Source organism: Piscinibacter sp. PDB1-1 (genome assembly GCF_056675995.1).
The window spans coordinates 1-22,131 of sequence record NZ_JBWVZJ010000002.1 but is presented as its reverse complement, the minus strand read 5'-3'; the positions used below and the strand labels follow the sequence as shown (position 1 = coordinate 22,131).

Annotated in this window: 17 protein-coding genes; 11 read left to right on the top strand and 6 right to left on the bottom strand. The window is 67.5% G+C overall.

Going from position 1 to position 22,131, the window contains the following annotated elements; translation table 11 throughout:
* Positions 1 to 21: 21 nt before the first annotated feature.
* Positions 22 to 999, bottom strand: coding sequence for a GMP reductase (locus tag AC1KAR_RS11865; protein ID WP_480317883.1), 978 nt, complete (start codon positions 997 to 999; stop codon positions 22 to 24).
* Between the two features lie 404 nt (positions 1,000 to 1,403).
* Between AC1KAR_RS11865 and AC1KAR_RS11860 the strand changes: the two genes are divergently transcribed.
* From AC1KAR_RS11860 to AC1KAR_RS11820, 9 genes are all read left to right on the top strand, one after another.
* Positions 1,404 to 2,870, top strand: a complete 1,467-nt coding sequence (locus tag AC1KAR_RS11860) for a sensor histidine kinase (protein ID WP_480317881.1) — start codon at positions 1,404 to 1,406, stop codon at positions 2,868 to 2,870.
* 35 nt (positions 2,871 to 2,905) lie between these two features.
* Entirely contained in the window at positions 2,906 to 5,236 is a 2,331-nt protein-coding gene (locus AC1KAR_RS11855) for a UvrD-helicase domain-containing protein (protein WP_480317879.1), read from the top strand.
* Between the two features lie 10 nt (positions 5,237 to 5,246).
* The gene (locus tag AC1KAR_RS11850) at positions 5,247 to 5,450 is read left to right on the top strand and encodes a DUF3565 domain-containing protein (RefSeq protein WP_480317877.1); all 204 of its coding nucleotides are present in this window, start codon (positions 5,247 to 5,249) and stop codon (positions 5,448 to 5,450) included.
* Between the two features lie 109 nt (positions 5,451 to 5,559).
* A complete protein-coding gene (locus tag AC1KAR_RS11845; protein ID WP_480317875.1) occupies positions 5,560 to 7,401 on the top strand; it encodes a PhoX family protein in 1,842 nt (613 codons plus the stop codon).
* Positions 7,402 to 7,606: 205 nt separating this feature from the next.
* Positions 7,607 to 9,901, top strand: coding sequence for a PhoX family protein (locus AC1KAR_RS11840; protein ID WP_480317873.1), 2,295 nt, complete (start codon positions 7,607 to 7,609; stop codon positions 9,899 to 9,901).
* A 207-nt stretch (positions 9,902 to 10,108) separates the two neighbouring features.
* Entirely contained in the window at positions 10,109 to 10,780 is a 672-nt protein-coding gene (locus AC1KAR_RS11835; RefSeq protein WP_480317871.1) for a DUF3348 family protein, read from the top strand.
* Complete coding sequence (locus AC1KAR_RS11830; protein WP_480317869.1) at positions 10,777 to 12,828, top strand: DUF802 domain-containing protein; 2,052 nt, start codon at positions 10,777 to 10,779, stop codon at positions 12,826 to 12,828. The genes AC1KAR_RS11835 and AC1KAR_RS11830 overlap by 4 nt, the downstream gene beginning before the upstream one ends.
* Positions 12,825 to 13,499 (top strand): OmpA family protein, encoded by a 675-nt coding sequence (locus AC1KAR_RS11825; protein WP_480317868.1) that lies wholly within the window; start codon positions 12,825 to 12,827, stop codon positions 13,497 to 13,499. Before AC1KAR_RS11830 ends, AC1KAR_RS11825 begins: the two co-directional genes overlap by 4 nt.
* A complete protein-coding gene (locus AC1KAR_RS11820; protein ID WP_480317866.1) occupies positions 13,496 to 14,074 on the top strand; it encodes a DUF2894 domain-containing protein in 579 nt (192 codons plus the stop codon). Before AC1KAR_RS11825 ends, AC1KAR_RS11820 begins: the two co-directional genes overlap by 4 nt.
* A 14-nt stretch (positions 14,075 to 14,088) precedes the next feature.
* On the opposite strand, the gene AC1KAR_RS11815 is transcribed toward AC1KAR_RS11820, so the two are convergent.
* The 4 genes from AC1KAR_RS11815 to AC1KAR_RS11800 form a co-directional block, all read right to left on the bottom strand.
* Positions 14,089 to 14,787 carry a P-loop NTPase family protein gene (locus tag AC1KAR_RS11815; protein ID WP_480317864.1) on the bottom strand — a complete coding sequence of 233 codons (699 nt, stop codon included), beginning with the start codon at positions 14,785 to 14,787 and terminating at the stop codon, positions 14,089 to 14,091.
* 187 nt (positions 14,788 to 14,974) lie between these two features.
* Complete coding sequence (locus AC1KAR_RS11810) at positions 14,975 to 15,736, bottom strand: SDR family oxidoreductase (RefSeq protein ID WP_480317863.1); 762 nt, start codon at positions 15,734 to 15,736, stop codon at positions 14,975 to 14,977.
* Complete coding sequence (locus tag AC1KAR_RS11805) at positions 15,733 to 16,560, bottom strand: BPSS1780 family membrane protein (RefSeq protein ID WP_480317861.1); 828 nt, start codon at positions 16,558 to 16,560, stop codon at positions 15,733 to 15,735. The genes AC1KAR_RS11810 and AC1KAR_RS11805 overlap by 4 nt, the downstream gene beginning before the upstream one ends.
* Before the next feature lie 6 nt (positions 16,561 to 16,566).
* A complete protein-coding gene (locus AC1KAR_RS11800; protein ID WP_480317860.1) occupies positions 16,567 to 17,526 on the bottom strand; it encodes a homoserine kinase in 960 nt (319 codons plus the stop codon).
* Between the two features lie 124 nt (positions 17,527 to 17,650).
* Between AC1KAR_RS11800 and AC1KAR_RS11795 the strand changes: the two genes are divergently transcribed.
* Positions 17,651 to 18,124 carry an MgtC/SapB family protein gene (locus AC1KAR_RS11795; RefSeq protein WP_480317858.1) on the top strand — a complete coding sequence of 158 codons (474 nt, stop codon included), beginning with the start codon at positions 17,651 to 17,653 and terminating at the stop codon, positions 18,122 to 18,124.
* A gap of 2 nt (positions 18,125 to 18,126) precedes the next feature.
* Here AC1KAR_RS11795 and AC1KAR_RS11790 read toward each other — a convergent pair whose 3' ends face one another.
* Positions 18,127 to 18,969, bottom strand: a complete 843-nt coding sequence (locus AC1KAR_RS11790) for a DNA ligase (RefSeq protein WP_480317857.1) — start codon at positions 18,967 to 18,969, stop codon at positions 18,127 to 18,129.
* Positions 18,970 to 19,093: 124 nt separating this feature from the next.
* On the opposite strand from AC1KAR_RS11790, the gene polA reads away from it, so the two are divergent.
* Positions 19,094 to 21,877, top strand: coding sequence for a DNA polymerase I (polA, locus tag AC1KAR_RS11785; RefSeq protein ID WP_480317855.1), 2,784 nt, complete (start codon positions 19,094 to 19,096; stop codon positions 21,875 to 21,877).
* The last annotated feature ends 254 nt before the right edge of the window (positions 21,878 to 22,131 follow it).

Below are 22,131 nucleotides of genomic sequence, written 5' to 3'. Positions count from 1 at the left end.
CGTCGAGCCCCATCGGGCCGATCACATCAGCAGGTGCTCGCCGGCGTTGTCGCCGCCCAGGATCACGTAGTTCACCTTGCGGATGTCGGCGAGCCGCGTGCCACCGGCGTAGCTGATGGAGCTTTGCACGTCTTCGCGCATCTCGCGCAGCGTGTCAGCGAGCTTGCCCTTCACCGGCTCCAGGATGCGCTTGCCCTCGACGTGCTTGTATTCACCTTTGTTGAAGTCGCTGGCCGAGCCGTAGTACTCCTTGAAAAGCTTGCCGTCGACCTCGACCGTCTTGCCGGGCGAGTCTTCGTGGCCGGCGAATAGCGAGCCGATCATCACCATGCAGGCGCCGAAGCGAACGCTCTTGGCGATGTCGCCGTGATCGCGGATGCCGCCGTCGGCGATGATGGGCTTGGTGGCCACGCGAGCACACCACTTGAGCGCCGAGAGTTGCCACCCCCCGGTGCCGAAGCCGGTCTTGAGTTTGGTGATGCATACCTTGCCCGGGCCGATACCCACCTTGGTGGCGTCCGCCCCCCAGGTTTCCAGGTCGATCACCGCCTCGGGCGTGCCCACGTTGCCGGCGATCACGAAAGTGCTGGGGAGCTTTTGCTTGATGTGCTCGATCATCTTGCGCACCGTCTCGGCGTGGCCGTGTGCGATGTCGATGGTGATGTAGTCAGCGCCCACGCCCTCGGCGGCCAGGCGGTCGATGACCTTGTAGTCCTCGGCCTTCACGCCTGAGCTGATCGACACGAACAGCCCCTTCTCGCGCATGCGTTTCGCGTAGGCCACGTTGTCGAGGTCGAAGCGGTGCATCACATAGAAGTACCCGTTGGCGGCCAGCCATTCGGAGATGGGCTCGTCGACCACCGTCTTCATGTTGGCCGGCACCACGGGCAGCTTGAAGGTGCGGCTGCCGAACTCGACCGAGGCGTCGCACTCGGAGCGGCTTTCCACGCGGCATTTGCGCGGCAGCAAGAGGATGTTGTCGTAGTCGAAGATTTCCATATCAGGCTCCTGTGTCGTCAAGGACACGTGTAGGTCACAGATCGAAGGAGCGGCGCGTTGATGTCGAAGAAGACGCAGTGCGCGGCCCAATGGCTGCGAGCGCTTGACTTGGAACCCGGTGGCCCTTGAAGCCCATCGGCGGGGATGGGGCGGGCACAAAAAACCGGGCACCAAAATTTGGGCCCGGTGACGCATTCTACGCAAGCGCAGCATGAGCGCAGAGGGCAAAGACCACGGTTCATGCGAGGTTGGCTCGCCTTCGCGCGCGAGCTGCCGCACCTCGCGGCGGCCTTTCGCTGACCCGCAGGCTGTGCTGTCAACGCCGTGAAAGAGGGAAGGAGTTGCACGCTTGACGCCCCCACCAATGGCTTGCAAGCTTGGCTCCCTACCCACCCGCTCCATCCATGCCCCAGACGCTCACCTACACCGGGCCCGATGTGTTCGCCTTCGTGCTCGCCTTACTGGGGGTGCTGAACGCGGTGCTGTGGTGGCGGGACCACGAGCGCGGCATGGGGGCGTTCTCGCTCTCGATGTTGTTCATTGCCGCCTGGGCCGTACTGGACGCGCCGCACCTGCCGACCGGGCCGAAGATGGAGGACAACCTGTGGCCGCTGATGGTGATCGCGGGCCTGGCGTTTCTTTGTGCGGGCTTCGTCGCCTATCTGCCGCTTGCGCCAAGCCTGCGACAGAAGTTGCTGCCGGCCTTGCTGTTGCCGTTGGCCATGTCCGCGTCGCTCGTGCTCGCGGTCTCGCAGCAATGGCTGCAGGTGCCGCGGGCTTGGGCGAACCTGCTTCTCATGCTCGATGTGCTGGGCTTGGCCTTGCTGTCATTCTGGTGCGCGCGGCGCGAGCCCGGCGCGGGCCACGGCCTGCTGGGCCTGGCCTTGCTCACGATGCCTGGGTTGGCGGTGTTCAATCTCGTTGTCGACCCCAACTCCACCTTGCTGCGCCAGATGGGCCTCTTCCCCGTCACCCTGATCGGCCAGACCCTGCTGACCGTGAGCCTGCTGCGGCGGCGCCGCAGCCTCGAAGGCGAGGTGCAGCGCCGAGCGCGGGCCGAAGAGGCACTGACCGTCCTCAACAACACGCTCGAGTCGCAAGTGGCCACGCGAACCAACGAGTTGAGCCAGATGGTCGACGCGCTCGACGCGTTCAATCGCAACGTGGCGCATGACTTGCGCGGCCCTGTGGGCAGCATTGCTCAGCTCTCGCGATTGGCCGACGAGTCTCTGCGCCGCGGTGACACCTCGGCCGTACTTCGCATGCTGCCGGCCATTACGCAGCAGGCCGAGGTGTCGGTGAGCATGATGGGCGCGCTGCTGTCGCTGGCGCGCGTGTCGGGCGCGGCGCCGTTGCTGTCGCGGGTCGCGCTGGGCCCGCTGGTCGATGACGTGGTGGCGCAACTCAAGCTTGCCGACCCGCGCCTCGCGCCCGTGGCGGTGAATGTGGCTGCGTTGCCCGAGGTGCAGGCCGACGAGGCCATGCTGCGTGTGGCGCTGTGCAATCTGCTGGGCAACGCACTCAAGTTCAGCCACAAGTCGAGTGCGCCCCGGGTCGAGATCACCGGCAGCGGCGATGGCAAGGTGGTGCGCCTGCATGTGCGCGACAACGGCCCGGGCTTCGATCCGTCGTCGGCCGAGGGCATGTTCTCGCCCTTCGTGCGGCTGCACGGCGCGCGCTATGAAGGCCACGGCCTGGGCCTGACCATCGTGCGCCGGGTGGTGGAGCGCCATGGCGGCCAGGTGACGGCCGAGGGCAGGCCCGGCGAAGGCGCCTGCTTCAACGTCACCTTGCCCGCCGGCGGTGCCGACTACCTGCGGCACGTCGCAGGCGGCTCGCGCAGGCCGTGGCTCGCCCCTGAACCCACCTGACAGACGCTGGTTCCCCGGGTTCCTAGAATCCGGCGATGTCTGCCATTGAAGAAACAACCGCCGCCACCGGGTCATCGCTGCTGCGCGGCCTGAACCCCGAACAACTTGCCGCGGTGACGCTGCCGGCTCGGCCGGCGCTCATCCTCGCCGGCGCCGGATCGGGAAAGACCCGCGTGCTCACCACGCGAATCGCCTGGCTGATACAGAACGGACAACTCACGCCAGGCGGTGTGATGGCCGTCACCTTCACCAACAAGGCTGCGAAAGAGATGCTTACGCGTCTGGGCGCCATGCTCCCCGTGCCAGTGCGCGGCATGTGGGTGGGCACCTTCCACGGGCTGTGCAACCGTTTTCTTCGCGCGCACTGGAGGCTCGCGAACCTGCCGCAGGGCTTTCAGATTCTCGATTCGAGCGATCAACTCTCCGCCGTCAAGCGCGTCATCAAGGGCATGAACCTCGATGAAGAGCGCTACGTACCCAAGCAGGTGACCTGGTTCATCGCCGGTAGCAAGGAAGAAGGCCTGCGCCCCAAGGACGTGGAGGTGCGCGACGAACAGAGCCGCGTGTTGGTGCAGGTCTACCAGGCCTACGAAGAGCAGTGCCAGCGCGAAGGCGTGGTCGACTTCGCCGAGCTGATGCTGCGCACCTACGAGCTTCTGCGCGACAACGCTGCGCTGCGCGAGCACTACCGAATGCGGTTCCGGCACATCCTCGTCGATGAGTTCCAGGACACCAATCGCCTGCAGTACGCATGGCTGAAGATGTTCGCCGGCCCGCACACGGCGGTGTTTGCGGTGGGAGACGACGACCAGAGCATCTACGCATTTCGCGGTGCGCAGGTGGGCAACATGAAGGCCTTCGAGCAGGAGTTCGGCGTCGAGCAGGTGATCAAGCTGGAGCGCAACTACCGCTCGTACGGCAACATTCTTGATGCCGCCAACGAGCTGATCTCGCACAACGCCGATCGACTCGGCAAGAACCTGAGCACCGAAGCCGGCCCGGGCGAGCCGGTGCGCGTGTTCGAGGCCACGAGCGATTTCTCCGAGGCGCAGTGGTTCGTCGACGAGGCGCGCCAGTTGCACCGCGATGGCACCGACCGCAGCAACATCGCCGTGCTCTACCGTAGCAACGCGCAGAGCCGCGTCATCGAGAGCGCGCTCTTCAATGCCGGTGTTCCCTACAAGGTGTATGGCGGCCTGCGCTTCTTCGAGCGCGCCGAAGTCAAGCACGCGCTGAGTTACCTGCGCCTGATCGAGAACGCTAACGACGACACCAGCTTTCTGCGGGTGGTGAACTTCCCCACGCGGGGTATCGGTGCGCGCACCATCGAGCAATTGCAGGATGTGGCGCGCCAGAGCGGGCGCAGCCTCGCGCAAAGCGTGGGGGCGGTGCCAGCCAAGGGCGGCGCCAACCTGCAGGCGTTTGTTGCGCGGGTCGATGCGATGCGCGAGGCGACCAAGGGCCTCAACCTGCGCCAGATCATCGAGCACGTGTTGCATGAGAGTGGCTTGCTCGACTTCTACAAGACCGACAAGGAAGGCCAGGACCGCATCGAGAACCTGGAGGAACTCGTCAACGCGGCCGAGGCCTTCGTCACGCAAGAGGGGTTCGGCAAGGACGCGGTCGCGCTGCCGATCGACGAGCACCGCGAAGCTGCGGCTGTCGAGATGGCGCCCGATGCCGAAACGGGCGAGATCATGTCGCCGCTGGCGGCCTTTCTCACGCACGCATCGCTCGAAGCCGGCGACAACCAGGCGCAGGCCGGGCAGGACGCGGTGCAACTCATGACGGTGCACGCGGCCAAGGGTCTGGAGTTCGACGCGGTGTTCATCACCGGCCTGGAGGAAAGCCTGTTCCCGCACGAGAACAGCATGTCCGACCTGAAGAGCCTGGAAGAGGAGCGCCGCCTGATGTACGTGGCCATCACCCGCGCGCGCAAGCGGCTGTACCTGAGCTTCAGCCAGACGCGCATGCTCCACGGCCAGACCCGCTACAACATCAAGAGCCGCTTCTTCGACGAGCTGCCCGAGAGCGCGCTGCGATGGATCACACCGCGCAACCAGGGCTTCGGTTCGGGCTTTGCGCGCGAATACCAGTCGGCCTGGGAGCGCGGATCGGGCCTCAAGTCGATGGTGGGCGCGGGCGCGAACCCGCCGGCCGTGCCCAGGAGCATGGCGCCCAAGGTGCAGACCTCGGACGGCGTGGCCCTGCGCACCGGGCAGTCGGTGTTCCATGCCAAGTTCGGTGAAGGTGTGATCGTCACGCTCGAAGGGACAGGGGCCGACGCCCGAGCGCAGATCAACTTCGGCCGCCACGGCATGAAGTGGCTGGCGCTGAGCGTGGCCAAGCTCACGCCGATCGAGTAGCGCTCAGCCGATGGATCGCAGGATCACCGGCTTTCATCAAGACGACGAGCAGCATTGGGTGGCCGAGCTGGAGTGCGGTCACAACCAGCATGTGCGCCACGACCCGCCCTGGCAGAACCGGCCCTGGGTCGTGACGCCTGAGGGCCGCGTGGCGGTGCTCGGGCGATCGCTGCCGTGCCGAAAGTGCGACCAAGGGGCGCCACCGGATCGCTGAAGCGTGAGCGCTGGCTTGTGGCTGCGCGTGACAAGGCGGTCACGAAACCGACGCGCCTTCGTCACGTCGTGTTCCTAGCATCCGCCGGTTTTCAACCGGAGAGCTTTCCATGTCATACATCACCGATCGACTTCGCGCCGAAGCGGCGCGCGCACGTGGCCGTGTCGAAGTCGACCATGTGCCAGGCCAGATGTTCGAAGACGTCTTGAACAAGGCCACCGTGCAACGCCGTTCGCTGCTCAGGGGCAGCTTGGGCGCAACCATCGCATCGGCCTTCGGTGCCTTGCCGCTCGTGGCCTGCGGTGGCGGGGACGATGATGCCGCCCCGGCGCCTGCCGCTGCAGCGCAGGACTACAGCGTGCGCTTCGACAAGGTTTCGGCCACCACCGGAAACCAGGTTGTGGTGCCCACTGGCTACACCGCCGATGTGATGTTCTGCGCGGGCGATGCAGTCGTCGCCGGCGCCGTGGCCTTCAACGGCAGCTTCCAGGATTCGGCCGGCACCGAGCGTTTTGCCGGTGGCCAGCATGACGGCATGCACTTCTATGCCATCCCTGGCGTCGACCCGCAGCGCGGTGGCCTGCTTGCCATCAACCACGAGGCGCCCGACGCGGCCATCCTGTTCGCGGGCGGCACCCTGCCCAACCCGGTGACGCCGGAAGCCACGCGCATCGTGTTGTCGTCGGTGGGCGTTTCGGTGATCGAGGTCGAACTTGCCAACGGAACCTGGCGCGTGAAGGCAGGGTCCGCCTACAACCGCCGCTACACCGGCAACACCACCTTCAACGTGAGTGGCCCGGCGGCATCGGTCGTGGGCCCCACGGTGGTCGGCACGCTCAATAACTGCTCCAGCGGCAACACGCCGTGGGGTACCTACCTCACGTGCGAGGAGACCACCGACAACTACCTCGATCCCACGCAGCCCGAAGAAGGCTACGGCTGGGTGGTCGAGATCGACCCGCAGGCGCAGCTCAACGGGCTGCCCGTCAAGCGCACGGCGCTCGGGCGCTTCGACCACGAGAACACGGCCTACATGCTGAGCCCGGCCAACGACGTGGCGATCTACATGGGAGATGACGGCACGCCGGGCTGCATCTACAAGTTCGTGTGCTCGGCCAAGTACAACCCGAACGATCGCGCGGCCAACGCCAACCTGCTCGACAGCGGCACGCTCTACGCCGCCAAGTTCAACGCCAACGGCACGGGCGAATGGGTGGCACTGGTGCAGGGCCAGAACGGCCTGGTGCCTGGCGCGACCGACCCGGGCAACGTGACCCAGGGCCCACAGACGCCGCGCACCGTCGACTTCGCGACGCAGGCCGATGTGCTCATCAACACCAAGGCCGCCGCGCGCGTGGCCGGTGCGACGCTGATGGACCGCCCGGAGTGGATCACCGTCGGGCCCGACAAGAAGATCTACGTCACGCTCACCAACAACGGCAGCCGCCAGGTGACCGACGCGGCCAACCCGCGCGCGACCAACCCGCACGGCCACATCGTCAAGTGGGCGGAAACCGGTGACTCGCCGCTGGCCACCACGTTCAACTGGGAGGTGTTCCTGCTGGGCGGTGACTCGCGCTTCACACCTGCCAACCAGAAGGGCAACATCAACGGCGACAGCTTCTCCAGCCCCGATGGCATCCGCGTGGACCCGCAGGGCCGCTTGTGGGTGCAGACCGACGCCGGCACCGGCACCAGCATCACCAACACCTTCGGCAACAACGCGATGTACTACGTGGACCAGGCCACCAAGCGCTCCACGCGTTTCCTGGTCGGGCCCGATGGATGCGAGATCACAGGCCTGGCCTACACGCCCGATCTGACCACGTTCTTCATCAACATCCAGCACCCGGGCGGCACCTGGCCCTCGAACGTGCAGGGCAACACCCTGCCTCCGCGCTCGGCGACGATCGTCGTGCGGCGCACCGACGGCAAGCCTGTCGGCGCCTGAGGCATTCACTTCGAGGGTCCGCTCCCCGGCGCGTTGCGTGCCGGGGAAGCGCGCGGGCCGATCTGCACGGGGCCGCGCGGCACAGCCGAGCGGCGTCACGAAGCTGACACGTTCTCGTCATGGCTTCGACATGCCCGCTTCATATGCTGCCGCCGGCCTGCCTGCTGGCAGAAATTGCATCGCTCAGACACCCTGTGAGGACACCTTGAACAAACCCTACGAGGGCCACATCGCGGCCGCCGCGGCCCACTCCGACGACGAAGACCTCAACACCAGCGCGAACCCGAGTTTCCTGAGCGTGCTCGATGCGCGCCTGAGCCGCCGCAATCTGTTGCGCGGCGGTGTCGGCACCGCCGCGACGGCTGTGCTGGGCAGCTGGAGCCTGGCGGCCTGTGGCGGCAACGATGACGAGGAAGCACCCGCACCGGCGCCTGCACCTGCGGCTCCCTCGGCCATCACCTCGCTCGGTTTCGCCGCCGTGGCCAAGAGCACGGCCGACACCGTGACCGTGCCCGCCGGCTACACCGCCGCGGCCATCTACGCGCTGGGCGACCCGCTCACCGCCACCACGCCGGCCTTCAAGAACGACGGCACCGACACCGACTACGACAACCGCGCCGGCGACCACCACGACGGCATGGAGTACTTCGGCCTCAACGCCGCGGGCACCGCTCGCGACGCCAACGGGTCCACGCGCGGCCTGCTGGCCATGAACCACGAAGCGCTCACCGACAACTTCCTCCACGCCAACGGCAGCAGCCCGCGCCCGCGCCCGGCGTCGGAGTCCGACAAGGAGATCCCGGCGCACGGCGTGTCGGTGGTCGAAGTGCGCAAGACCGGCACGCAGTGGGCCTACGCCAAGGACTCGGCCTACAACCGCCGCGTGACACCGCTCACGCCGGTGCAGTTGTCGGGCGTGGCTCGCGGCCACGCGCTGATGCGCACCCTTTACTCGCCCGCCGGCACGGGAGGGCGCGGCACCATCAACAACTGCGGCACGGGCTACACGCCCTGGGGCAGCTTCCTCACCGGCGAGGAGAACTGGGCCGGCTACTTCACCCGCGGCGCCGCCGACAACGCCGCGCGCGACGCGAAGAGCGTGGCCTCGCTCAACCGGTATGGCCGCGCGCAGGGCGCCGCCAGCCGCCACGGCTGGGAGACCTCGGGCGCCGACGACAAGTACCGCCGCTGGGACATCAGCAAGACCGGTGCGTCGGCTGATGGCGTGGACGACTACCGCAACGAGCTGAACACCTACGGCTACATCGTCGAGATCGACCCCTACGACAAGACCAAGGCGATCAAGAAGCGCACCTCGCTGGGCCGCTTTGCCCACGAGAGCGCCTCGTTTGGCAAGCCCGTGGTGGGCAAGCCGCTGGCCGTGTACATGGGCGACGACTCGATCGGCGAGTACATGTACAAGTTCGTCTCCGCCACCAACTGGGACGCCGCCGACGCGAACGCCACCGACCGCATCGCCGCTGGCGACAAGTACCTCGACAGCGGCAAGCTGTACGTCGCGCGCTTCAACGCCGACGGCACCGGCACCTGGATCGAACTGAACATCGCCAATGCCGCGATCGCCGGTTACGCGGGCTACGCCTTCGCCGACCAGGGCGACGTGGTCATCAACGCGCGCCTCGCGGCCGACGCCGTGGGCGCCACCAAGATGGACCGCCCCGAGTGGTGCGCCGTGAGCCCGGTGAGCGGCGAGATCTACTACACGCTCACCAACAACAGCAACCGCAAGCTCGCGCCCACCGGCACGCAGCTCGGCCTGGACGGACCCAACCCGCGCAGCTACGCCGACTCGCGCGCCGGCGCTGCACCCGGGTCGCCGGGCAACGTCAACGGCCACATCATCCGGCTGCGCGAGAGCGGCGGCGAACCCGCTGCGACCGGGTTCAACTGGGACGTCTACCTCTTCGGCGCCCAGGCTGCACGCGATGCCGCCAACACCACGCTCACCGATGCCGAGTACGCAGCCCGCGTCAACATCTCGGGCTTGACGGACGACCAGGACTTCTCCAGCCCGGACGGCCTGTGGTTCAGCCAGAACACCAAGCTGCTGTACATCCAGACCGACGACGGCTCCTATACCGACGCGACGAACTGCATGATGCTGATCGGCGTGCCTGGCACCGTGGGCGACGGCGCGGCGGCCACGCTGAGCTACCCCGTGGCCGGCGCTGCGAATGTGGACGTGCGCACCTACGTCGGCACGCGGCCGAGCGCCACCACGCTCAAGCGCTTCCTGGTGGGCCCCGGCGATTGCGAACTCACGGGCTGCACCGAGACACCCGACGGCCTGACGGTGTTCGCCAACATTCAGCACCCGGGCGAGACGATCACCGCGGCCAACGTGGCCAACCCGGCGAGCTACCGCAGCCACTGGCCAGCCAATGTCGGCTACCAGGACACCGCAGGTACCACGACGGCGCGACCGCGCTCGGCCACCGTCGCCATCACCAAGAACGACGGGGGGCGCATCGGCAGCTGATGCCGAGCCGTCAACCGATCTAAGGGCCGCCAAGGGGCCGCAGGAGACTGCGGCCCCTTGGTCATTTGTGGCAGGGCACGAATCGACGGCTGGGCGTTGCCGCGCCGCCATCGCCGCAATGGCCCTGCAAGGGTGCTCCCAGACAGGGGGAGGGCGAGGGGGCGTAGTAAACTGCGCCCCCTTTCCAAGGCACTTCGACTGGCACCCATGCTGCAAGGGTCTCCCCGCGCGGGCGTGGTCGGTTCGGAGCTCACCCGCCTCCTGGCCCGCCTGGCCGAGACGCCTCCTCCCGACACCGCACCGGCCTTTGCCGAGCGCCTGGGCCGTTGGCTTGGCTGGGCAGACGCGATCTCGTTGTCCACCGCGCTGAATGCTGCCCCGGCCCGTGTCGATGGCAGCCCGGCAGCGAGCACATCGGTCAGCGAGGAGGCGGATTTCCAACGCGTACGCGCGGCGCTGGCGGCATCGATCGCTGCAGGCCCCGACGACGCCGGTTCGAGCCCGACCGACTTCGCCCCGCACCGCCGCCACTGCCACGGGCAGCAACAGGCAATGCACGACGCGATCGCCGCGTTGCGCGTGCGCCTGCGCGATGCGCTTTCGCAGCGCTCGCCAGCGCTCGCGCAACTCGCCGCGATCGACGCCGTGATGGACCGCGCGCTCAGCGCCCACGAACGCACGCTGCTGGGCCTCGTGCCGCTGCGGCTTCAATCCCACTTCGACCGGATGGCGCGCGCCGCCGCCGGCGCCGATGACACCCATTGGCCACAGGCTTTCCGGCAGGACATGGAACGTGTCCTCCTGGCAGAACTCGCGCACCGCCTGATGCCTGCGCGCGGCCTGCTCGACAGCCTGGTCACACCGCAAGAGACCCCATGAACCGACTTCTTCATCACACCGCCTTCGCAGCCGGCCTGATCGCCGTGGCCTGGGTGGGCGCGGGCTACTTCCCCGGCCACGTGCTGGCCTTGTCGTTGGTGCTGTTGATCGGCGCCTTCTACCTGCTCGGGGCGTTCGAACTGCATCGCTATCAGCAGGCGAGCGACAGCCTGGGCGCGGCGATCCGGGCGGCCACGCCGGCACCTGCGTCGCTGGCCGAATGGCTGTCGCCGATCCACCCGAGCCTGCATGCCAGCGTGCGCCTGCGCGTCGAGGGCGGCCGCGCGGCGCTCCCCGGCCCGGCGCTCACGCCCTACCTGTCAGGCCTGCTCGTGCTGCTGGGCATGCTCGGCACGTTTCTGGGCATGGTGGTGACGCTCAAGGGAACCGGTCTTGCGCTCGAACACGCTACTGACGTCGAGGCGATTCGTGCCTCGCTGGCCGCACCGGTGCAGGGCCTGGGCCTGGCGTTCGGCTGCTCGGTCGCGGGTGTGGCGGCTTCCGCCATGCTCGGGCTGATGTCGGCCCTGGCGCGGCGCGAACGGGCGCGTTGCGTGCAGCAATTCGATGCGTTGGTGGCTGGGCCCTTGCACCCGTTCACGCAGGCGCACCGGCAGGCGATTCAGCGCGACGAATCGCTGCGCCTGCTTCAAGCGCAGGCCGACGTGATGCCCACGGTGGTATCGCAACTGCAAGGCCTGGTCGAGCAACTCACTCAGCAGGGCCAGGCCATGCACGAGCGCTTGCTCGAGAGCCAAGGCAAGTTCCACGACGAGACGCAACGTACCTATCGGGACCTGGCCGCCTCGGTCGATCAATCGCTGAAGACCAGCCTGGCCGACAGCGCTCGCCTCGCCGGCGCGGCCATCGAACCCGCCGTACAGGCCACGATGGAAGGCCTGGCGCGAGAGGCCGGCACGCTGCGCGACACGATGGCAGCGCGCTGGCAGAGCGCGCTCGACGCGCAGCGCGAGCAGGGCGCCGCGGCGGCCCGCGACCTGCAGGCTGCACTCGACAAGGTGGCATCGACCTTCGCCACCCGTTCCGACGCGCTGGTCGATGGCGTGGCCTCGCGGCTCGACGACAGCACCGCCCGCTGGAGCGCCGCGTGGGGCGAGGCCATGGCCCGCCAGCGCGAGGATCATGGGGCGCTGATCGAGCACACGCGATCCGGCTGGTCGGGCACGCAGAAGGCGTTCGAGGCGCATGCAGCCGCGCTGCTGCAAGGCGTGGCCGATGCGCAAGCGGCCGCCCAAGCCGATGCCACGGCGCGCGAGCGTGAACGCCTCGCCGCCTTCCACGACGGCCTGGCGGCCACCACGGGCACCCTGAGCCGGCAGGCCGAGCGCAGTGAGCAGGCCTTGGCCGAGCGCCAGCAGCAGATCTGCACCACGCTCGAATCGACGGCCCAGGCGATCACCGCGCAAGCCGAGGCACACGCGCGGGCCACGATCGAAGAGATCAGCCGCCTGGTGCAATCGGCCTCCGAGGCCCCGCGTGCTGCGGCCGAGGTCATCGGCGAACTGCGCGGCGCGCTCAGCGACAGCCTGGTGCGCGACAACGCCGCCATCGAAGAGCGCAACCGCCTGCTGGCCACGCTGTCGGGCCTGCTCGATGCCGTGAACCACGCGAGCACCGAGCAACGCAGCGCGATCGATGCGTTGGTGTCGGGCACCACCGACGTGATCGAGCGCGTCGGCGCGCGCTTCCAGGAGACGGTGGCGGCCGAGTCGCGCTCGCTGGAGCAGGTGGCAGCGCAAGTCACCGTCGGCGCGGCCGAGGTTGCGAGCCTGGGCGAAGGCTTCAGCGCGGCGGTGGACCACTTCAGCCGTTCGAGTGAACAGTTGATGGCGCAGTTGCAGCGCGTCGAAGGCGCGCTCGGCCAGAGCATGGCGCGCAGCGACGAGCAGCTCGCGTACTACGTGGCCCAGGCGCGCGAGATCGTCGATCTCACTCTCGGCTCGCACAAGCAGATCGTCGAAGACCTGCAGCAGATCGGGCGCGCGCCGGTGGCGAATGCCAGCCCCGCCGAGGCCGACGCAGCATGACGCTGGACGACGACCCCGTGCGCGATGAGTTCGACGAAGTCGAAGGCGGCTCCACGAGCACGGTCTGGGCCGTGTTCGGCGACCTGATGGCCGGGCTGCTGGGCGCGTTCGTGCTGATCCTGGTCTTTGTGATGGCGACACAGCTCGACCTGGCCGAGCGCCTCAAGAGCGAAGTGGCGCAGCGCCAGGCCGAGCAGCAGCGGCGCGAGGCGCTGGAGCGCGCTTTGGCCATCCCGCTGGCGGCAGGCCGCGTGAGCCTCACCGACGGGCGCATTGCCATCAGCGGCAGCGTGCTGTTCGCCTTCAACTCGGCCGAGCTTCAGCCAGAAGGCCATCAACTGCTGCAAAGCCTGGCCGGCCCCTTGGCCGCCTACCTGGTGGCGCGAGAAGAAGTGCTGATGGTCAGCGGCTTCACCGATGACCGGCAGATGCGCGAGACCACCCGCGCCAAGTTCGCCGACAACTGGGAGCTGTCGGCCCAGCGGGCCCTGACCGTGACACGCGGTCTGATCGACGCGGGCGTTCCGTCGAACGCGGTGTTCGCGGCGGCCTTCGGCTCGGAAAGGCCTGTCGCTTCCAATCAGGAGTCGGCCGGGCGGGCGCTGAACCGCCGCGTCGAGATTGCGCCGATGCCGGCACCGAAGGGCCCGCTGAAAGGGCCGCCCAAGTGACCCTGAGCAGCGGCGACGACCTGTTGGCGCGCGTGGAGTCGGCGCGCCCGCACATGCCCCCGGTGCGTCACCGTGTGGTCACGGCGTTGGCGGGCCGCGTGGCTTCTCAGCAGGGAGAGGCGCGGCGATTGATGATCGAGCGCGTGGAGGCCCTGTTGGCCGAGGCGTCGGACGCTGGCGCCGCGCAAGCTGCACCTCCACAACCTGAGGCGTCGGCGCTGTCAGCGCTGTCGCAATTGGTGCATCGCCTGGATCGCACCCCGGGCGGCGCACCGGCCGCAGGTGCACGCATGGCCCTGCCCAAGCCGCTGCAGTCGGTGGTCGCGTTCCAGGGCACCTGGTCACGCCTGCGGGTGGAACAGCGCCTGCGCCAGGCGCTGGCCCAGGTGCCCGCGCAGGCCGGCCCGCTGAACTCGGCGCACATCGTCAGCCGCGCGCTGCAGACCTTGCATGGCTTGTCACCGGCCTACCTCGATGCCTTCATGGCGCACGTCGAGGCGCTGCAGTGGATGGAGTTATCGAGCGGGGGAGGTGACCACGCCGTGCCACGCACCCCGCGCCGCACGCGGGGCTAATCCCTCACGGCGGCTCAGATCTCGACTTCGTCGATTTCTCGGTAGACGTCGCGCAGCCACATCTTGAGGCGCTGGCGGTCCATCAGGCCGAGCGCGGCGGGGCCTTCGACTTCGCTGGGCGTCTTGGCCTTCCAGAAGCTGGAGCTGCTGGCGTCGATCTTGTTGATCACGGAGTCGTGCAGCTTGCGCACGGAAACCACCTGGCCACCCAGCGCCATGGCGCGTGATTGCTCGCCCGACTGCTCGAGCACGCTGAAGTCGCTGCCGCGCACATGGTTGCGCACCAGCACGTACTTGAGCGCCGGGCCGAAGCGGTCGAGCAAGCGCTTGAGCAGGTCGACCGAATCCTTGCCGGTGTCCATCACGTGCCAGTAGTGGATGCTCGACCCCATCTCATCGGCGAGGTTGAGCACGCCGGAGTCGTCCATCCAGCGCACCAGCGGGTCGTGCGTCTGCGCGGCCAGGTCGACGAGGATGCGGCGCTGCGGCTGGTCGACGGTGGCCTCCATGATGGCGTCGAGCGCCTCGTAGCGATCCACCACCACCGGCGAGGCGTAGCCTGCGTAGAAGCGCATCAGCGCGCCGTGCGAGCGGTCGGTGTCGAACCCGAGGAAGGGCAGCTGCTTGTCGATCATGTACTGGGCCAGCACGCGCGCCATCAAGGATTTGCCGACGCCGCCTTTTTCGCCGCCGATGAAGTGAATGCTGCTCATCGAGTCCTTCTCCAGGTTGAGGGGGGCCTCAGCGGGCCACGCACAAGTATGAGGGCAGATCGGCACCGTCACGCGGCTGACAAATCTGGAACCTATGCTTTGCGTGGGCGATGAGCCCGGACAACGAGAGTAGAAGAGCTTTGGCCGCAGGCGCAAGCCCGCGGCCTATTTTTTGTGCGATGGGCGATCAGCCCCGGCCGACGTAGGGCATCTTGGTGGCCATGATGGTCATGAACTGCACGTTCGATTCGAGCGGCAGCGCGGCCATGTGCACGATGGCGTCGGCCACGTGCTCGACGTCCATGCGCGGCTCGACCATCATCTGCCCGTTGGCCTGCAGGGTGCCGCGGGTCATGCGCTCGGTCATGTCGGTGGCGGCATTGCCGATGTCGATCTGGCCGCAGGCGATGTCGTAGGCGCGGCCGTCGAGCGAGGTCGCCTTGGTCAGGCCCGTGATCGCGTGCTTGGTGGAGGTGTAGGGGGCGGTGAACGGCCGGGGTGCGTGCGCCGAGATCGAGCCGTTGTTGATGATGCGCCCGCCTCGCGGTGTCTGCGCCTTCATGATCTTGAAGGCTTGCTGCGTGCACAGAAACGCGCCGGTGAGGTTGACATCGACCACCGCTTTCCATTGCTCGTAGCTCAGGTCTTCGAGCGGCATGGGGGGCGTGCCGCTGCCGGCGTTGTTGAACAGCAGGTCGAGACGCCCGAAGCGCGCATGGGCCTGCGCGAACAGCGACTTCACCGACTCGGGTTGGCCCACGTCGGTGGGCACGGCCAAGGCGTGGGCCCCCAGGGCGCCAGCCTCGGCCACGGCCCTTTCAAGCGGCTCGGCGCGCCGCCCGGCGAGCACCACGCCGTAGCCCGCGCGCAGCAAGGCCAGCGAGGTGGCCTTGCCGATCCCGGTGCCTGCCCCGGTGACGAGGGCGATCTTCTGCGGCGTGGCGCTCATGGGGCGGGCTCCTCTGGGGGCAAGGCGGGTGGGGGTGGTGCGGTGACGGGTGCGGGCTCGAAGCAATCGGTGAACGTGAAGTACAGCGAGGCGTAGAACACGGCGGTGAACATGAGCACGGCGGGCATCATCACCATCGAGGCGAGGCCCGGCGAGCCCAGCAGGGAGAAGACCAGCGAGCTCGCCAGCGCGAAGCCCATCACGAGGCCCACGCCGGTCAGGCCGTACATCAGGAACGCGCCTTTGTTGCGCCAGCAGGCCACGGTGCTGAAGAACATCGCCTTGCCCACCGACTGGCTGCCCCAGTGCACCAGCGCCGGCGCGTGCCAGAACGGAACGCTGAGCAGGCCGGTGGCTGCAGCGAACCACAGGAAGGCGAGTTGCAGGCGCCCGTCGGCGAAGTGCTGGGCCAGGGCTTCGGGTGAGGCCTTGCCTTCGATGGCGGTCTCCTGCAGCGCCTGCATGCGGCCACCATCGATGCCGGCATAGACCAGCGAGACCACCAGCATGCACGCCGCGTACATCGCGCCCAGCTTCCATAGCGTGCGCGCCTGCGGGCCCTTGAGCACCTCGGCGAACACGCGCGGGGTGGGGTAGCCGCCCTGGAGCGCCTGGTGCGTGCCCATCATGAAGCCCAGCGAGATGATCGGCAGGCAGGCCGAGAACAGCAGCGGCCCGACCCATGGGATGAACTGCGACACGATCATGCCCAGCAGCAGCACGCCGAACAGGCCCATGAACGACAGCGGCCGCGAGAAGAAGATGCGAAAACCCTGGCGCACCCACTGTGCGCCACGGTTGGCAGGAACGATGCGAAGTTGCATGGGGCGTCAGACCAGGGCAGGGTGCCAGGGTTCAGCGACCCTGTGCGTGAGCACGCGCTCGAAGTGCGTGGGATCGTGTGGCTTGAGCATGGAGGCGTCGCGCGGCAGGTGGAAATCCCACAGCCGCGAGACCCAGAAGCGCAGTGCCGCCGCCCGCATGAGGGCGGGCATCAGCCGGCGCTCGCCGGAGCTGAGCGCGCGCACTGCGTCGTAGGCGGCAACGAAGGCCATGGCGCGGTCTTCGACGAGGCGGCCGCTTTCCAGATCGGTGCACCAGTCGTTCAGGCACACGGCGATGTCGAACAGGAAGGTGTCGACCCCCGCAAAGTAGAAGTCGAAGAAGCCGGTGAGCTGGTGGCCCTCGAACATCACGTTGTCGCGGAACAGATCTGCGTGCACAGGGCCGCGCGGCAGTGCGGCATAGGCCGCCGAAGCGCCGAGTTGCTGCTGGAAGGCGAGTTCGCTCTCGATGAGCGCGCGCTGGTCTGCGGTGAGGTACGGCGCCACCACCGGCACCGTCTCGGTCCACCAGCCGAGACCGCGCAGGTTGGGCTGGTGCCGCGTGTAGTCGATGCCCGCCAGGTGCATGCGCGCGAGCATGGCGCCCACGCTTTCGCAATGGCTCACGTCAGGCGCCAACTGGTGGCTGCCGGCCAGACGGTTCACCACCGCGGCGGGCTTGCCGTGCAGGCTGTGGAGGATCTCGCCACGGTCGTCGGCCTGCGGGTCTGGAACAGGGATCTCGTGGTGCGCCAGGTGCTTCATCAGGTGCAGGTAGAACGGCAGCTGATCGAAGGTCAGGCGCTCGAACACGGTGAGCACGTAGCGGCCCTGGGTGGTGTCGACGAAGTAGTTGGTGTTCTCGATGCCCGAGGCGATGCCTTTGAGCGAACTCAGGTTGCCGATCCCCAGCCGGCCGACCAGTTCGGCGGCCTCGTCGAAAGAGACTTCAGTAAAAACTGCCATGTCAGCGCCAGTACAGCGTGAGGCCGAGGGTCGGTTGCGGGGAATTCATGGTCGACGATTGTAGGCAGCAGGCCTGGTGCGAACGCGGCGTTGTCCATGGCACGCCGTATGCCACGTGACCGGCATGACCAAATGGCAACGCGTGCTCGATACCCTCCAGGCGGAGTTCTCGGACATCACCGATGTGGAACACGTCACCCGGCTGCTGCTGCGCCTGTTGCTGGCCGCGTTGCTCGGCGGTGCGCTGGGCTACGAACGCGAGCACAAGGGCAAGGCCGCCGGTATCCGAACCCACATGCTGGTGGCGATGGGGGCCGCGCTCTTTGTGCTCGTGCCTCAGCAGGCCGGCATGCAGGTGGCGGACATGAGCCGCGTGATCCAGGGTGTGGTGGCTGGCATCGGCTTTCTCGGTGCAGGCGCGATCATCAAGAACCGCTCCGAAGAGCAGGTGCAGGGCCTGACCACGGCCGCCGGCGTGTGGATGACGGCGGCCATCGGCCTCGCCTGCGGCTTGGGCCGTGAACTGACCGCGCTGATCAGCACCGTGCTCGCGCTTGGCGTGCTGGCGGTCGTGCCGCGGCTGGTGGGCAGGCGCTGACGTTAGCTGTGGACTCGCAGAAACGTGGCGAAGCGAGGCGTGCCGTTCGGGTGCATGCCGCGGTAGCGGTAGGTGACGACGCTGCCAATGGGCGGTGGTGACCGGCGCTCGGCGTCGCTCAACCCGCTGCCCAGCCTGAAGCGCATACCCTGCGGTGTCTCGACCTGCAACGCGCCAAGCAGGCCCTCGTACTTGCCTTTGCCGGGGAGATGGCCGACCACGCGCGCTTCGGCGTCGAGCTGGGGCTTGAGTTTGAGCAAGTCGTCGCTGCGTTCGCCGCGGTAGAACGACGCGCCGCGGTGCAGCATCAGGCCTTCGCCGCCCGCTTTCACCGTCTCATGCATGAGCGCTTGCAGGGCTGCGTCGTTTGCCACGCGGCGCTGCGAGACAAGTTGAAGCGTCGTCGTCGCGGGATTGGCGAGCAAACTGCGCAGGGCGGCCAGGCGCTCGTTGAAGGTGCCCGGGTGCGACGGCAGGTCGAACACCATGTAGCGCAGTTCGCGCCAGGCCGCGATGTCTGCGCCGTCGCGCGCCGCCGCCGAACTTGCGGCCGTGAAGCGGCCGCGGCCCGCCCAGAGTTCACCGTCGAGCGCCTGCGCAGGCCAGCCGCGAGTGAACCATGCCGGGGTGGCGATACGGTGGCCTTGGCGTGACCAGAGTTGCTGGCCATCCCAGTAGGCGCGCACGCCGTCGTACTTCTCACTGACCCAGTAGTCGTCGAGAGGCAATCCGGTGCGGTAGATGTTGGCGAGCATCAGTGGCCGGCCGCCTGCGATTGCCGGGGCGGCCACCCATTGCGTGAGACCACAAACAAGCAGGAATGCGCGGCGGCTTGGAACGTACATGGGGTTCAGTCTGTCGACAAGAAAGTCCGCAGGCTAAGGTTGCCGCAGCGCGCCGAACAGCCCACCGACGGGTGCAGCCCCCACACGGGTGATGCGGCAACAAGCTTCCACGACAATCGCCGCCATGAACGATGCCACCCTGCCCAACGACGCACCCGCAGACGGCCCTCTGCTGCTGGTCGACGGCTCCAGCTACCTCTACCGCGCCTACCACGCGCTCCCCGATCTGCGCGGGCCCGAGGGCGTGCCCACGGGGGCGCTGCACGGCATGGTGGCGATGATGAAAAAGGCGCTGCAGGACGTGAAGCCCTCGCACGCGGTGTGCGTGTTCGATGCCAAGGGCAAGACCTTCCGCGATGACTGGTACCCGGAGTACAAGGCTCAGCGCGCACCGATGCCCGAAGACCTGGTCAAGCAGATCGATCCGATCCACGAGGTGGTCAAGCTGCTGGGCTGGCCGGTGCTCACCGTGCCGGGCGTGGAGGCCGACGACGTGATCGGCACCTTGTCCGAACTGGCTGCCAAGGCCGGGCAGAAAGTCGTCATCAGCACCGGTGACAAGGATCTCGCGCAGCTCGTCAACGCGCACGTCACGCTGATGAACACCATGAGCAATGAGCGGCTCGACGTGGCCGGCGTGACCGAGAAGTTCGGCGTGCCGCCCGAGCGCATCGTCGACTACCTCACCCTGATGGGCGATGCGGTCGACAACGTGCCGGGCGTCGAGAAGGTCGGCCCCAAGACGGCCGCCAAATGGATCGCCGAGCATGGTTCGCTCGATGGCGTGATCGACGCCGCCGACAAGGTGAAAGGCGTGGCCGGCGAGAACCTGCGCAAGGCACTCGACTGGCTGCCCACCGGGCGCAAGCTCGTCACGGTCAAGACCGATTGCGATCTCGCCGAGCACGTGGCCGGCTGGCCATCGTTCGACGCTCTGTCGCTCAAGCCGATCGACAAGGCGTCGCTGCTCGAGTTCTTCACGCGGTATGGCTTCAAGACCATGAAGCGCGAGCTCGAAGGGTCGATGAGCGCTCCGGCGCCGGCGGGCGAAGCCGCTGCCATGCTCGACAACCCCACGCCGATGCTCGCGCCGCAGGCCATCAACCGCAGCTACACCACCGTGCTGACGCTGGATGAGCTGGAGGCCTGGGCGAAGAAGGCCGAGTCGGCCCCGCTCACCGCCTTCGACACCGAGACCGATTCGCTCGACGGCATGGTGGCGCAGATCGTCGGCTTCTCGCTCAGCACGAGCCCCGGCGAGGCGGCCTACATCCCGCTGCGCCACAGCTACGCCGGCGCGCCCGACCAGCTGCCAGTGGAGATGGTGCTCGCCCGCCTCAAGCCCTGGCTGGAGAACGCGGAGGCCCCCAAGCTCGGCCAGAACATCAAATACGACGCCCATGTGCTAGCCAACGCCGGCATCACCGTGCGTGGCTACGTGCACGACACCCTGCTCGAAAGCTACGTGCTCGAAGCCCACAAGCCGCACAGCCTGGAAAGCCTGGCGCAGCGCCATCTTGGCCGCGCCGGCCTGAGTTACGAAGACGTGTGCGGCAAGGGCGCGCACCAGATCCCTTTTGCGCAGGTCGAGATCGAGAAGGCCTCCGAGTACTCGTGCGAAGACAGCGAGATGACGCTGCAGGTGCACCAGACCCTGTGGCCGCAGGTCGAGGCGGAGAAAGGCCTGCGCTACGTGTACGAGCAGATCGAGCTGCCGGTGGCGGGCATCCTGCAGCGCATCGAGCGCAACGGCGTGCTGATCGACACCCAGTTGCTCGCACAGCAGAGCCACCAGTTGGGCGAACGCATGATGCAACTCGAACGCGAGGCGCACGAACTCGCGGGGCAGCCCTTCAACATGGGGTCACCCAAGCAGATCGGCGAAATCCTGTTCGGCAAGCTCGGCCTGCCCGTCATCAAGAAGACCGCCAGCGGCGCGCCCAGCACCGACGAAGAGGTGCTCGACAAGCTCGCCGAGGACTACCCGCTGCCGCAGAAGCTGCTGGAGCACCGTTCGCTGTCGAAATTGAAGGGCACCTACACCGACAAGCTGCCGCTGATGGTCAACCCCCATACCGGACGCGTGCACACCAACTACGCCCAGGCGGTGGCGGTGACGGGGCGGCTCTCGAGCAACGACCCCAACCTGCAGAACATCCCTATCCGCACCGCCGAAGGCCGGCGTGTGCGCGAGGCGTTCATCGCGCCACCGGGGCATGTGATCGTCAGCGCCGACTACTCGCAGATCGAGCTGCGCATCATGGCCGACATCAGCGGTGACGCGAACCTGCTCAAGGCCTTTGCCGAAGGCATGGACGTGCACCGGGCCACTGCGAGCGAGGTCTTCGGCATCGAGCCCGCGTCCGTGACGAGCGAACAGCGCCGCTACGCCAAGACCATCAACTTCGGCCTCATCTACGGCATGGGCGCCTTCGGCCTCGCGGCCAGCCTGGGCATCGAACGCAATGCGGCCACGCAGTACATCGAGCGCTACTTCGCACGCTACCCGGGCGTCAAGCAATACATGGACGACACCAAGGCCTCGGCCAAGGCCCTTGGCTATGTCGAGACGCTGTTCGGCCGGCGCATCTACCTGCCCGAGATCAACGGAGGCAATGGCCCGCGCAAAGCCGGCGCCGAACGCCAGGCCATCAACGCGCCGATGCAGGGCACCGCGGCCGACCTCATCAAGCTCGCGATGATCGCGGTGCAGTCCGAACTCGATGCGAAGCAGTTGCGCACGCTGATGGTGATGCAGGTGCACGACGAACTCGTTTTCGAAGTGCCCGAGGCCGAACTCGAATGGGCGCGCATCGAGATCCCGCGCCTGATGGCCGGCGTGGCGGCACTCAAGGTGCCTCTGCTGGCCGAAGTCGGGGTGGGCCCGAATTGGGATCAGGCGCATTGAGCCGTTGAGGTCTCGCGACACCCAGGGGAGGGTGGCACCCCCTGAGGGGCGAGTGAGGGTGTAAGAGACTGTTTTCAGGCGTTGGATCGGGGTGTTGCGCTGCAGAATCCGCGGCCATTCCCCACAGAGCCTTCCCCATGAACGACCGCCTGAGCGACGCCGCACTGGCGACTTCACTGCCTGCCCCGCTGTCGAATCTGCTTGCGCGCTGGACGAGCGCTGTGCGGCTGTACAACCTCGAAGGCGCAGCGCAG

Bases quoted from the DNA above. Each gene is read 5' to 3' on its own strand.
- AC1KAR_RS11790 (WP_480317857.1), bottom strand. From the start codon at position 18,969: ATGTACGTTCCAAGCCGCCGCGCATTCCTGCTTGTTTGTGGTCTCACG.
- AC1KAR_RS11815 (WP_480317864.1), bottom strand. From the start codon at position 14,787: ATGAGCAGCATTCACTTCATCGGCGGCGAAAAAGGCGGCGTCGGCAAA.
- AC1KAR_RS11830 (WP_480317869.1), top strand. From the start codon at position 10,777: ATGAACCGACTTCTTCATCACACCGCCTTCGCAGCCGGCCTGATCGCC.
- AC1KAR_RS11865 (WP_480317883.1), bottom strand. From the start codon at position 999: ATGGAAATCTTCGACTACGACAACATCCTCTTGCTGCCGCGCAAATGC.
- AC1KAR_RS11795 (WP_480317858.1), top strand. From the start codon at position 17,651: ATGACCAAATGGCAACGCGTGCTCGATACCCTCCAGGCGGAGTTCTCG.
- AC1KAR_RS11800 (WP_480317860.1), bottom strand. From the start codon at position 17,526: ATGGCAGTTTTTACTGAAGTCTCTTTCGACGAGGCCGCCGAACTGGTC.
- AC1KAR_RS11855 (WP_480317879.1), top strand. From the start codon at position 2,906: ATGTCTGCCATTGAAGAAACAACCGCCGCCACCGGGTCATCGCTGCTG.
- polA (WP_480317855.1), top strand. From the start codon at position 19,094: ATGAACGATGCCACCCTGCCCAACGACGCACCCGCAGACGGCCCTCTG.
- AC1KAR_RS11850 (WP_480317877.1), top strand. From the start codon at position 5,247: ATGGATCGCAGGATCACCGGCTTTCATCAAGACGACGAGCAGCATTGG.
- AC1KAR_RS11810 (WP_480317863.1), bottom strand. From the start codon at position 15,736: ATGAGCGCCACGCCGCAGAAGATCGCCCTCGTCACCGGGGCAGGCACC.
- AC1KAR_RS11805 (WP_480317861.1), bottom strand. From the start codon at position 16,560: ATGCAACTTCGCATCGTTCCTGCCAACCGTGGCGCACAGTGGGTGCGC.
- AC1KAR_RS11860 (WP_480317881.1), top strand. From the start codon at position 1,404: ATGCCCCAGACGCTCACCTACACCGGGCCCGATGTGTTCGCCTTCGTG.
- AC1KAR_RS11845 (WP_480317875.1), top strand. From the start codon at position 5,560: ATGTCATACATCACCGATCGACTTCGCGCCGAAGCGGCGCGCGCACGT.
- AC1KAR_RS11835 (WP_480317871.1), top strand. From the start codon at position 10,109: ATGCTGCAAGGGTCTCCCCGCGCGGGCGTGGTCGGTTCGGAGCTCACC.
- AC1KAR_RS11825 (WP_480317868.1), top strand. From the start codon at position 12,825: ATGACGCTGGACGACGACCCCGTGCGCGATGAGTTCGACGAAGTCGAA.